General features: G+C 66.0%; 11 protein-coding genes. 7 read left to right on the plus strand and 4 right to left on the minus strand.

Annotated features, from left to right (window positions below; all coding sequences use genetic code 11):
- Positions 1-136: 136 nt before the first annotated feature.
- Complete coding sequence (locus G3N93_RS23695) at positions 137-343, minus strand: hypothetical protein (protein WP_041493147.1); 207 nt, start codon at positions 341-343, stop codon at positions 137-139.
- Between the two features lie 120 nt (positions 344-463).
- Entirely contained in the window at positions 464-1,984 is a 1,521-nt protein-coding gene (locus G3N93_RS23700; protein WP_174945796.1) for a peptide MFS transporter, read from the minus strand.
- A 499-nt stretch (positions 1,985-2,483) separates the two neighbouring features.
- Here G3N93_RS23700 and G3N93_RS23705 point away from each other — a divergent pair, with 499 nt between their 5' ends.
- The 7 genes from G3N93_RS23705 (at position 2,484) to G3N93_RS23735 (ending at position 10,357) form a co-directional block, all read left to right on the plus strand.
- Positions 2,484-3,065, plus strand: a complete 582-nt coding sequence (locus tag G3N93_RS23705) for a cupin domain-containing protein (protein ID WP_174940727.1) — start codon at positions 2,484-2,486, stop codon at positions 3,063-3,065.
- A 179-nt stretch (positions 3,066-3,244) separates the two neighbouring features.
- A complete protein-coding gene (locus G3N93_RS23710; protein ID WP_174940654.1) occupies positions 3,245-4,855 on the plus strand; it encodes a peptide ABC transporter substrate-binding protein in 1,611 nt (536 codons plus the stop codon).
- An 11-nt stretch (positions 4,856-4,866) separates the two neighbouring features.
- Positions 4,867-5,805 carry an ABC transporter permease subunit gene (locus G3N93_RS23715; protein ID WP_011353731.1) on the plus strand — a complete coding sequence of 313 codons (939 nt, stop codon included), beginning with the start codon at positions 4,867-4,869 and terminating at the stop codon, positions 5,803-5,805.
- Between the two features lie 13 nt (positions 5,806-5,818).
- The gene (locus G3N93_RS23720) at positions 5,819-6,721 is read left to right on the plus strand and encodes an ABC transporter permease (protein ID WP_174940656.1); all 903 of its coding nucleotides are present in this window, start codon (positions 5,819-5,821) and stop codon (positions 6,719-6,721) included.
- 1 nt (position 6,722) lies between these two features.
- A complete protein-coding gene (locus G3N93_RS23725) occupies positions 6,723-7,715 on the plus strand; it encodes an ABC transporter ATP-binding protein (RefSeq protein WP_174940658.1) in 993 nt (330 codons plus the stop codon).
- Positions 7,712-8,731, plus strand: a complete 1,020-nt coding sequence (locus G3N93_RS23730) for an ABC transporter ATP-binding protein (protein WP_206134088.1) — start codon at positions 7,712-7,714, stop codon at positions 8,729-8,731. Before G3N93_RS23725 ends, G3N93_RS23730 begins: the two co-directional genes overlap by 4 nt.
- Positions 8,732-8,896: 165 nt before the next feature.
- Positions 8,897-10,357 carry an OprD family porin gene (locus tag G3N93_RS23735; RefSeq protein ID WP_089441403.1) on the plus strand — a complete coding sequence of 487 codons (1,461 nt, stop codon included), beginning with the start codon at positions 8,897-8,899 and terminating at the stop codon, positions 10,355-10,357.
- A 54-nt stretch (positions 10,358-10,411) separates the two neighbouring features.
- Here G3N93_RS23735 and G3N93_RS23740 read toward each other — a convergent pair whose 3' ends face one another.
- Together G3N93_RS23740 and G3N93_RS23745 are read right to left on the minus strand one after the other, a co-directional pair.
- Positions 10,412-11,407 (minus strand): DedA family protein/thiosulfate sulfurtransferase GlpE, encoded by a 996-nt coding sequence (locus G3N93_RS23740; RefSeq protein ID WP_174945785.1) that lies wholly within the window; start codon positions 11,405-11,407, stop codon positions 10,412-10,414.
- Positions 11,408-11,561: 154 nt separating this feature from the next.
- Positions 11,562-11,831: a hypothetical protein gene (locus tag G3N93_RS23745; RefSeq protein WP_011353737.1), complete on the minus strand. Its 270-nt coding sequence runs from the start codon at positions 11,829-11,831 to the stop codon at positions 11,562-11,564.
- Positions 11,832-12,040: the final 209 nt, after the last annotated feature.

Genomic DNA, 12,040 nt, shown 5'->3' on the forward strand with positions numbered 1-12,040 from the left:
GGCGGGGGGGGGGCGTGGGGTCTGGGGGGGGGGGTGGGGGGGGCCGGGTTGGGGACGGGGAGCGGGGGGTGGCGGGGCGCGGCGGGAGGGGGGGGGGGGGGGGGGGGGTGGGGGGCACGGAATGTGCCGCGCGGCGTCAGTGAGGTGAGCCGATACGGGAGCGGGGAACAGCGGTGGCGTCGTCGGATTCGGCGTCGTCGCGTTCGTCGGGCGCCGGATCGTCGCGTTCCGCGAGTACTGCGTCGGCTTCGGCTGCGGCTCGTGCGGCACGTATCGCGGTGCAGCGCTGAGCGTGCCGGATGTCCGACAGTATTCTCAAGAGCCGCATGGTTCTGCTTTTCATTCTGTTCTCCCGCCAGTGCGCCTCTCGCGAAGCGGATGCGCTTCCTGCAACCAGTGTAGGACGCGTTCGCGTGACTGGCGGGAGAATGTGGCGTGCAGGCCGCACGCCGAGGGATATTACTTACTGCGCGGCGGCGACGCCCTGCGCCTGCAGCGCTTCTTCGCGGCGCTCTTCTGCACAACGCTGGTGCTGACGCGACAGGCGGTTCATCAGCGGCAGCAGCAGCAGCGCGAGCACCATGCCGATCGCGGCGAGCCAGCCGAGCTTCTCGAACAGCGACAGGTACAGCGGCAGCGATTCGGTGGCCGGCAGATCGTGCGACGGCATCTGCGCGAAGTTCGCGACGACGCTGCCCAGATACTGCGACACGCCCGTCGCGACGAAGTACGCACCCATCATGAAGCCGCTCATGCGCGCCGGCACGTAGCGGGCGATCATCGCGAGGCCGAGGCCGCTCACCAGCAGTTCGCCGAGCGAGTAGAGGCCGTAGCCCCACACCATGAACCACGACGACACGCGGCCGTCGATCGCGTAGCGGCCGCTGATCGTGAACACCAGGTAGCCCGCGGCCACTGCGCCGAAGCCGAGCGCGTATTTCGCGGCGACCGGCAGGTCACGGCCGCTTTTCGCGACGGCGTTGTAGACCCACACGAGCACCGGGCTCAGCAGCATGATCCAGATCGGGTTCAGCGCCTGGAACTGCGCGGCACTCCACGTGAACAGCGTCGTGTCGAACAGCATGAAGCGCGGATCGACGTTGCGCAGCGCGAACAGCGTCAGCGACGTCGACATCTGCACGTAGAAGATGAAGAACAGGATCACCTGGCCGATCAGCACGAGCGCCGCGATCAGGCCGGCACGCTCCGAGCGCTCCGACTTCGCGATCATGTACGCGAAGATCGCGAGGATCGCGAACGCGGCCGTCCACACGCTGGCGACGGCGAGCTGCTTGTGCTGCAGCACGTACAGCGTGATCAGCGCGAGCCCGACGCCGCCCAGCGCGACCGCGCCGAGGCGCTTCCAGCGAACCGGCTGGTCGTCCGGCAGCGAGCCGACGTGCGCGAGCGTGCGATGCATCAGCATGAAGTTGAGGATCGCGAGCAGCATGCCGCCGCAGCAGACCGCGAACGCGGCGTGCCAGCCCCAGTGATCCTTGATCCACGGCGTCGCGAGCATCGACACCGTCGAGCCGATGTTGACCGCCATGTAGTAGATCGTGAACGCGCTGTCGATGCGCGCGTCGTCGCCTTCATAGATGCGGCGCACGAGGTTGGCCGCGTTGGCCTTGAACAGGCCGTTGCCGACGACGATCACGCCGAGCGACGCGTACATGTACGTCAGCTGATCGTTCGGTACCGACAGCATCAGGTAGCCGGCGCACAGCACGGACGCGCCGATGATCATCGTGCGACGGGCGCCGAGCACCTTGTCGCCGATCCAGCCGCCGATCGACGGTGCCGCATAGACGAGTGCGGTGAACGCACCCCAGGTCAGGTTCGCATGGCTGTCGGTGAAACCGAGCCGGTCGACCATGAAGAGGACCAGGAGCGCGGCCATGCCGTAGTAGCCGAAGCGCTCCCACATTTCGATGAGGAAGACCGTCGTGAACGATCGGGTTTGTGAAACAGGTGGTTGCATCATCAATCTCGTTTGAAACGGACGGCACGGATCGCGCGTCGTCTAGGGGTCGAACTGGCGCCGGTGCACAATGGGCCGGGTAGGCTTCGTGCTGGCGATGGAACAGTCGGGCGGTTAGCCCGGGCCGGGGTCTGACTCCGCCTGGTGTGGCGGGGAGGGGCCCCGACCGGCGCGCGCATGGTAGCGGCTACCGGTCCGGTGCGTCACGTATCTGCCACCTAGGGAAACTCCCAATGTGGCAGTAGCTTTCAGGAACATTCGTCTCATCATCTAGTTGTAAGCTTTCGCGCCGGCTATCCGAAGATTCCCGGAGAGCCGCTTGCAGCTTGCCTGTGAAGCCGGCGAGTCTGGCAAGATAGCGCGTCATTTCGCTCGCTTCGTGTCCCGTTTAGTGCACCGGGCTCAACACCGAAGACGTGTGCGAACCCGAAGACTAAGCTATATCGTTCTAACTTAGTTATTTTCCATCAAACATTTTTTGACGATCACTTTTCGGCCTGCTATGGTTCCCCCCACTGAAAACTCGCGGTCTGCAGACGCTACCGCCGCACTGGGCAGCAAGATTCGCGCGTTGCGCCAACGACTCAAGCGCACGCTCGACGACACCGCTACCGCCGCGGGGATTTCGAAGCCGTTTCTGTCTCAAGTCGAACGCGGGCTCGCGTCGCCGTCGCTGACATCGTTGGCCGGTATCGCGCACGCGCTCGGTGTGACGGTGCAGTACTTTGTGGATACGCCGAGCGAGGAACGCTCGGTTTGCCGAGGCGAGCAGTTGCGCTTCTTCGGGTTTGCCGATTCGGCGAACCTGTTCGCGCGGCTGACGAACGTATCCGAAGGGCGCCAGCTGGAGGCGATCCTCGTGAGGATGCCGCCGGGGCAGAAGCGGTCGGAGGTGACGACACATGCAGGAGAGGAGTTCCTGTATGTGATTGAAGGGGAAGTGTCGCTGACGCTGGAAGGCAAGACGTTCGTCCTGCAGGCCGGCGACAGCTCGCACTATCAGTCGACGGTCCCGCACAGCTGGGTCAACACCGCGAAGATCGAGTCGGTGGTGGTCTGGGTCGGTACACCGAGGCTGTTCTAACGCACAGGTATTCCTTCGTTTCGAAGACGGAATGCCTGTCGAAAGAAACGTAAGGAATACTAAAATGCAATACGAGAATCACGGGCCTCCTCAATCGCTGCACCCGTCAGCGTCTCAAGCGTAATCCGCGGCATCCGCCGCGCGACGCTCACCGAACAACCCTTCTCAAGACAGCCACGATGAAATCCTTGCATGCCATGTCGGCCGTGCTGGCCGCGCTCGCCCTGACGCCTGCCGCTCACGCCGTTACCGTTCCGTCGAACGTCGCGCTCGCTCCTCAACAGGACCTGACGCGACAGGTGCCCGCCGAGGTCGAATCGCTCGACCCCGCGCACATCGAGTCGTGGACCGGCAACACGATCGGCCTCGACCTGTTCGAAGGGCTGGCCCGCATCGATGCAGCCGGCCAGGTCGTGCCGGGTGTCGCGCTGTCGTGGGAACACAAGACGCCGACGACGTGGATCTTCAAGCTTCGCCGTGACGCGAAGTGGAGCAACGGCCAGCCGGTGACGGCCGCCGATTTCGTCTATTCGTGGCAGCGCCTCGTCGATCCGAAGACGGGCTCGAAATACACGATCCTCGTCGAGTTCGTGAAGAACTCGAAGGACATCATCGCGGGCAAGGCCGCGCCGTCGACGCTCGGCGTGCGCGCCGTCGATCCGTACACGCTCGAGGTGACGACCGACGTGCCCGTCGCGTTCTTCCCCGAGCTGACCGCCATGGCGCCGCTCGTGCCGGTGAACAAGGACGTCGTCGCGAAGTTCGGCGACGCGTGGACGCGCCCGGGCAACATCGTCAGCAACGGCGCATACCAGCTCGTCGACTGGCAGCCGAACAACCGCATCGTCGTGACGAAGGATGCGAAGTACTGGAACGCGTCGAAGGTCGTGATCAACAAGGTCACGTTCCTGCCGATCGAAAGTGACGAAACGGCGATGCGCATGTACCAGGCCGGCCAGATCGACTACAGCTACTCGATCCCGTCGGGCATCTTCCAGCAGGTCAGCAAGCAGTTCGGCGGCGAACTCCGCCCGGGCCTGCAGCTCGCCACCTACTACTACTACCTGAACAACAGCGACCCGGCGCTGAAGGACAAGCGCGTGCGCCAGGCGCTGTCGATGGTGATCGATCGCGACGTGCTGACGTCGAAGCTCACGCAGGCCGGCGAGAAGCCGATGTACGGCCTGATGCCGAACGGCACGAAGGGCGTGCAGCCGTTCACGCCGGAATGGGCGTCGTGGCCGATGGCCAAGCGCATCGAGGCCGCGAAGGGCCTGCTGAAGCAGGCCGGCTACTCGGACGCGAAGCCGCTGTCGTTCACGCTGACGTACAACACCAACGACCTGCACAAGAAGGTCGCGTTGTTTACCGCGTCGGAATGGCGCACGAAGCTCGGCATCAACACGAAGCTCGAGAACGTCGAGTTCAAGGTGCTGATGAAGGAGCGGCATGACGGCAAGGTGCAGATCGCGCGCGACGGCTGGTTCGCCGACTACAACGACGCGATGACCTTCTTCGACCTGATCCGCTGCGGCAGCTCGCAGAACACCGTCGGCTATTGCAACAAGCAGGTCGACACGTACGTCGAAGACGGCAACCAGAAGCTCGACGACAAGTCGCGCGCCGCGCTGCTCACACAGGCGCACGACACGGCGATGAACGACACGCCGATGGTGCCGCTGTTCCAGTACTCGGCGGACCGTCTCGTGAAGCCCTACGTGGGCGGCTACTCGCTGAAGAACGTGATCGACATGCGTGCTTCGCAGGACATGTACCTGATCAAGCACTGAGCGGAGCGATCATGCTGGCCTACGCACTGAGGCGCACGTTGTGGGCGGTGCCGACGATCCTCGCGGTCGTCACCGTCTGCTACCTGCTCCTGCATTTCACGCCCGGCGGCCCGTTCGATACGGAGAAGCAGCTGTCCGCGGCAACGCTCGCGAACCTGAACGCGAAGTATCACCTCGACGAGCCGCTGTGGAAGCAGTACCTGATGTACCTGAACGCGCTGCTGCACGGCGATCTCGGCCCGTCGTTCCGTTACGTCGACTGGTCCGTGAACGATCTCGTGAAGAAGGCGCTGCCCGTGAGCCTCGGCGTGGGCGGCGTGTCGATCCCGATCTCGATCGGGTGCGGCGTGCTGCTCGGCACCGTCGCGGCCGTGCGCCGCGACAGCTTCATCGACCGCTTCGTGATGCTGATCGGCAACTTCGGCAACGTCATCCCGCCGTTCGTGCTCGGCCCCGTGCTGGTCTGGATCTTCGCGATCCTGCTGAAGACGTCGTCGGGCAACGGCTGGCTGCCGGCCGGTGGCTGGGGCGACGGCGGCTGGCAGTACCGGCTGCTGCCGATCGTGCTGCTGACCTTCATCAACATGTCGCTGCTCGCACGCGTGATGCGCGGCTCGATGATCGAGACGCTGTCGAGCAACTACATCCGCACCGCGCGCGCGAAGGGCCTGCCGGGCTCGACGATCGTGCTGCGCCACGCGCTGAAGCCCGCGCTGATGCCGGTCGTGTCGCTGTTCGGCACGGTCTGCATCTCGTCGATCACGGCAGCCGTCGTCACCGAATCGGTGTTCGCGCTGCCGGGGCTCGGGCAGCTCGTCGTGAACGGCGCCATCAACCGCGACTACACGCTGGTGCTCGGCCTCGTCGTGCTGACGACCGTCTGCGCGGTGCTGTTCAACCTGCTGGTCGACCTCGCGTACGCGTGGCTCGATCCGCGCATCCGTTATTGATCGAGGCACAGCGATGACTCCGACTACTCCTGTCGTCGGCCTGCCCGTGCAGACCGACTCGCCGCCGCGTTCGCGCTCGCCGCTCGCGCTTGCGATGGCGCGCTTCCTTCACAACCGTGCGGCCGTGTTCAGCCTCGTGCTGCTCGTGCTGATCACGCTCACGTGTTTCGTCGGCCCGTGGCTGCTCGCGGCCGATCCCGCCGCGAGCGACTGGGGCTCGATCAGCCTGCCGCCGACCTGGGCGAACCAGCACTGGTTCGGCACCGACGAGCTCGGCCGCGACCTGCTGGTGCGTACGCTGATCGGCGGCCGCGTGTCGATCGAGGTCGGCCTGCTCGGCACGCTCGTGTCGGGCCTGTTCGGCGTCGCATGGGGCGCCACCGCGGGCTTCGCCGGTGGCCGCGTCGACTCCGTGATGATGCGCATCGTCGACATGATGTACGCGATCCCGTACCTGCTGATCGCGATCCTGATGATGACCCTGTTCGGCCGCTCGTTCATGCTGGTCGTGCTGACCATCAGCGCGTTCTCGTGGATCGACATGGCGCGGGTCGTGCGCGGCCAGACGCTGTCGCTGCGCAACCGCGAGTTCGTCGATGCGGCACGCGCGATCGGCGTGTCGCCGGCGTCGATCGTGCTGCGCCACATCGTGCCGAACCTGCTCGGCGTGGTCGTCGTGTACGCGACGGTCTCGGTGCCGGGCATCGTGCTGACCGAATCGGTGCTGTCGTTCCTCGGCCTCGGCGTGCAGGAACCGATGACGAGCTGGGGCGTGCTGATCCAGGACGGCGCGCAGAAACTGGAATCGATGCCGTGGCTGCTGCTGGCCCCGGCCGTCATGCTGTGCGTGACGCTTTACTGCGTGAACTTCGTCGGCGATGGCCTGCGTGACGCGCTCGACCCGAAGGATCGCTGAGATGGCCGCACTACTTGAAGTCGATAACCTCGGCGTGCGCTTCACGCGCAAGGACGCGCCGCCAGTGGACGCCGTGAGCGGCGTGTCGTTCTCGCTCGAAGCCGGCAAGACGCTCGGCATCGTCGGCGAGTCGGGCTCGGGCAAGAGCCAGACCGTGATGGCGCTGCTCGGCCTGTTGGCCGGCAACGGCACGACGAGCGGCGCCGCGCGCTATCGCGGCGACAACCTGCTCGAGATGGATTCGCGCGCGCTGAACAAGGTGCGCGGCGACCGGATCGCGATGATCTTCCAGGATCCGATGACGTCGCTCAATCCGTTCCTGACGATCGAGCGGCAGATGACCGAGACGCTGCAGCTGCATCGCAAGCTGTCGCGCAAGGAAGCGACGAAGCGCGCGATCGAGGCGCTCGAATCGGTGCGCATCCCCGACGCGGCACGCCGCATCCGCATGTATCCGCACGAGTTCTCGGGCGGCATGCGCCAGCGCGTGATGATCGCGATGGCGCTGCTGTCCGAGCCGGAAATCCTGATCGCCGACGAGCCGACCACCGCGCTCGACGTGACCGTGCAGGCACAGATCATCGACCTGCTGCGCGAGCTGAACCGCGAGCGCGGCACCGCGATCGTGCTGATCACGCACGACATGGGCGTGGTCGCGGGCCTCGCGGACGACGTGATGGTCATGTATGCGGGCCGCACCGTCGAATACGCGCCGGCCGAATCGATTTTCGCGGCGCCGTCGCATCCGTACACGATCGGCTTGCTCAACGCGCTGCCGCGCCTGACCGACGCTGACGATGCGCCGCTCGTCGCGATTCCCGGCAACCCGCCGATGCCCGGCACCGCGCCGGCCGGCTGCGCGTTCGCGAAGCGCTGCACGTATGCGGAAGAACGCTGCGGCGCGGCGCGCCCCGCGCTCGAAACCTATGGCGCCGTGGGCGCGGTGCGCGCGTGCCACCGTCCCGTGGCCGATCTGACGGGAGGTCTGCGATGAGCGTCAATGAACGCCGTAATGCCGGCGCGACGGACGACACGCTGCTGTCCGTCGACGGTCTGAAAGTGCATTTCCGCGTGCCGCTCGGCGGCTATCCGTGGTCGCCGAAGGGCACGCTGCGCGCCGTCGACGGCGTGTCGTTCGACGTGAAGCGCGGCGAGACGGTCGGGCTCGTCGGCGAATCGGGCTGCGGTAAGTCGACGCTCGCACGCGCACTGATCGGCCTCGTGCCGATGACGGCCGGCACGGTGAAATGGCGCGGCGAAGCCGTGACGCCCGATCACCTGCGCGGCACCACGATGCGGCGCGAAGTGCAGATGATCTTCCAGGATCCGCTCGCGTCGCTCGATCCGCGCATGACGATCGAACAGGTCGTCGCGGAGCCGCTCGTCACGCACGAGGGCGGGCTCGGCCGCACCGAGGTGCGCCGCCGTGTCGTCACGATGCTCGAACGCGTCGGCCTGAACGCGCATCACCTGCTGCGTTATCCCCACGAATTTTCCGGCGGGCAGTGCCAGCGCGTCGGCATCGCACGCGCACTGATCGGCGAGCCGAAGCTCGTGATCTGCGACGAACCCGTATCGGCGCTCGACGTGTCGATCCAGGCGCAGATCGTGAACCTGCTGCGCGATCTTCAACGCGAACTGTCGTTGTCCTATCTGTTCGTTGCGCACGATCTGGCGGTGGTGAAGGCCATCAGCCAGCGTGTGCTCGTGATGTATCTCGGCCGCGTGATGGAGTTCGGCACGCGGCATGACGTGTACGGCGTGCCTCAACACCCGTACACGAAGGCGCTGCTCGATGCGGCGCCGACGCCGGAGCCGGCGCGCGAGCGTGCTCGCCGTCCGATGCTGCTGGCGGGCGAGATGCCCTCGCCGCTCAACCCGCCGTCCGGCTGCGCGTTCCGCACGCGCTGCCCGGTCGCGATCGAAGCGTGCGCGCAGGACGTGCCGCTGCCGGAAGTTCGGCAGGGGTCGGCCGCGCGTGTCGCGTGCATCCGCGCGGGTGTGGCGTGAGCTGAAGTGACGCAGCAAACATAACCAAGGCAGGTCAACAGGGGTAGGTGCGGCGCGAACGATCTTCGCGCCGCGGGTACAGGCACGTCCTTAACCGGGCGTGCCGGGGGGCCGGGCGCGGATCGCAACCGGCGTGGACGATATCAACACAAGACGAGAATTACGATGAAAAAACAGAAGACGATCGGGACGGCATCGAAAATGCTGCTTGCATGGGGGCTGCCGGCACTCGCCGGTGTCTCGCTGACGGGCGTCGCACACGCCGACGACGCGGCCCCCGCCCCGCTGACGGTCGCCCAGGCCGCACCGGGCACGACCGTTGCGCAGGCAACGACCCCGAACGCCGTCATCAACGCCGAAGCGAACCAGGCCGTCACGCCGCCCGACGAGCCGTCGGCTCAGTCGCAGTCGAAGGGCTTCATTGCCGACAGCCACCTCAACTTCCTGTTCCGCAACTATGCGGACGTGCTCGACGCCAAGGGCGGGCCGCATCGTCACGCGTGGGTCCAGGGCGCGATGGCGAACTTCGAGTCGGGCTACACGACCGGCCTGATCGGTATCGGTTTCGACGCATCGCTGTATGCGGCGCTGAAGCTCGACGGCGGCCAGGGCGCCGGCAGCATGGTGCACATCGCGAAGGGCGGCGGTGGCGGCAACCAGCTCGCATGGGCCTATCCCGGCATCTACGACGTGAAGGCGCGCATCTCGAACACGGTGGTCAAGTACGGTCTGCAGGCCGTCGACAACCCGTTCATGGAGCAGCACGACAACCGTGCGCTGCCGCCGACGTTTCTCGGTGCGACCCTCGTCAGCAATGAATTCAAGAACGTGATGCTCGAGGCCGGTAGCTTCACGAAGACCGACGCGCGCGGTCACACGACGCTCACCAACCTGACGACGCAATACGGCGGCACGCGCATCAACCGCCTGTCGTATGTCGGCGGCACGTGGGACTACTCGCCGAACGGCGAAGTTGCGCTGTACGCGAACCAGGCCGACGACGTGTGGCACCAGTACTACGCGTCGGTGAAGCACAGCATCGGCAGCCCGCAGACGATCAAGTGGACGGGCTTCGGTAACGTCTACTCGACGCACGACACGGGCGATGCGCTGCAAGGCAAGATCAACAACAACGCATACAGCCTGTCGCTGGCTGCGCAGCACGGCCCGCACGAGCTGCTGCTCGGCTTCCAGCAGGTGCTCGGCGACCAGTTCTTCGACTACCTGAACGAAACGAACGGCATCTTCCTGACCAACTCGATGGACGTCGACTACAACGCGCCGCACGAAAAGTCGCTGCAGCTGCGTTACACGTTCTACGGCAAGGAAGCGGGCCTGCCTGGCTTCAAGGCGATGGTCTGGGGCGTCACGGGCTGGGGTGCGGACGGCAGCGCGGGTGCGGCGAACGACCCGAGCAAGTCGAGCATCTACTGGAGCAACGGCGCGCCGGTGCAGGGCCGTCACCACGAGTTCGGCTTCATCCCGTCGTACACGTTCCAGAGCGGCAAGCTGAAGGACACGAAGGTCACGTTCATCGCGATGTGGCACGCCGGTTCGGCACACTACTCGGACGCGACGAACACCGAGTACCGTCTGGTCGTGAACCTGCCGCTGCACGCGTTCTGATCGAAGGGGGCGCATGCGCCCCCGCATCGCACGGCCGGCCTTCGATCGAAACGATCAGGCCGGCTTGTGCAGCCCTGCGACCGGATCGTTCGCAGCGGGCATGTCTTCCACGAGCGACGTGAGCTGGCGGCCCGTATCGCGCCATGCGTCGAGGCCGCCGCGCAGCGCGAGTGCATCGGTGAAGCCTGCGTCGAGCAGGCGCTTCGCCATCAACGCGGCCGTGAACTCGTTCGGGCACGAGCAGTACACGACGAACTTCTGCGAGAACGGATAGCGCGCGACGATGTCGCCGATCTGGCGTTCGTCCGCGAACTGCGCACCGGGAATCGTGAACGGGTCGAGCTTGCGGTGCTCGGGCGAGCGCACGTCGAGGACCACCGGCGCGGACGTATCGCGCAGCATCGCGTCGAGTTCGTCGACGCCGACCCGCGCGCTCGCGAGCTGGCGGATCAGCGCGCGGCGGCGCATCCAGCGGATCGTCGCATACACCGCGAGCACCGCGACGGCCGCCAGCAGCGCCACGCGGCCGAGCTGGCCCGCACCGGCGAACAGCCAGTCGATCTGGCGGGCGAACATCAGCCCGACCATCAGCCCGACGATCGTCCACAGCGCGGCGCCGAGCGCATCGTAGCCGACGAACGTGCGATAGCGCGTGCCGAACGCGCCGGCCATCGGCACCGACACGAGCGACAGCCCCGGAATGAAGCGCGCGACAGCGAGCACGCGCACGCCGTAGCGGCCGAAGAAGCGTTCGGTTTTCTTCACGCAGCTGTCACGCGACAGCGACAGCCGGCAGATCGTCTTCAGCGTCGTGCCGCCGAAGCGCCGGCCGGCGAGGTACCAGACCGTATCGCCGATCAGTGCGCCGAGCACCGACAGCACGACCACCGTGACCAGTTGCGAGCCGATCATCGCCGGATGCATCGCAGACATCGCGCCGAACAGCACGAGCGTCGGCATCGCGGGCACCGGCAGCCCGATGGCCGCGGCGAGCACGTTGGCGAAGACGAGAAGCGGCCCGTATTGGGCGACGAGGTCACGGAGGAGCATGACGGCTGGCCGAAAAGGAAACGCGTGCGGAAGGCACGCAGATGGGCCGATTATCGGCCTTTTTCAAGTCAGCTGAGGGAATAACGCAAAGCGCCTGACGGCGGCAGGGAGATGTCGGTGAGCCGGCGCTGTGCGCGCGGCTCACCGCTCGGAATCAGGAGGAGGTGCGGGCCAGCGACGCGGCGCCGTGGTTTTCGCCGGGCAGCTCGGCGCCGTGCGAGCGGATCGCCGCGATCAGTTCGGCCGGCGTGATCTCGTAGCGGACTTCGCGGTGGATGCCGGGCTTGCGTTCGTCGATCTCGATCAGCAGCACGCTCTTGCCGTCGCCGGTTGCTTCGAGCCGGAGCGAGCGCAATTCGCGGCCGTCGGCCGGGTCGTGTTCGGTGAGCAGGGTCATTGCCCCGGATGAGCCGGTAGTGCGCATCGAACCTATCCTCGTATCGTGGATGCCGTAGTGGCGAAGATGTCTTTGTTGAATACAGCTTGACGCAGTTTAACGCGAACGGGCCGCAATTCAGAGCATTTTCGTGGAGCGAAATGAGGGCTGAAGCATGGATCCTTCTGATGTTTGAGCCGCGCGGGGCGGGCGTTTGCGGCGAATCGGGCGCCGCCGCGGCCGGCGCCTGACCGCCG

The organism is Burkholderia sp. Se-20378 (genome assembly GCF_017104665.1).
Lineage (GTDB): Bacteria > Pseudomonadota > Gammaproteobacteria > Burkholderiales > Burkholderiaceae > Burkholderia > Burkholderia lata.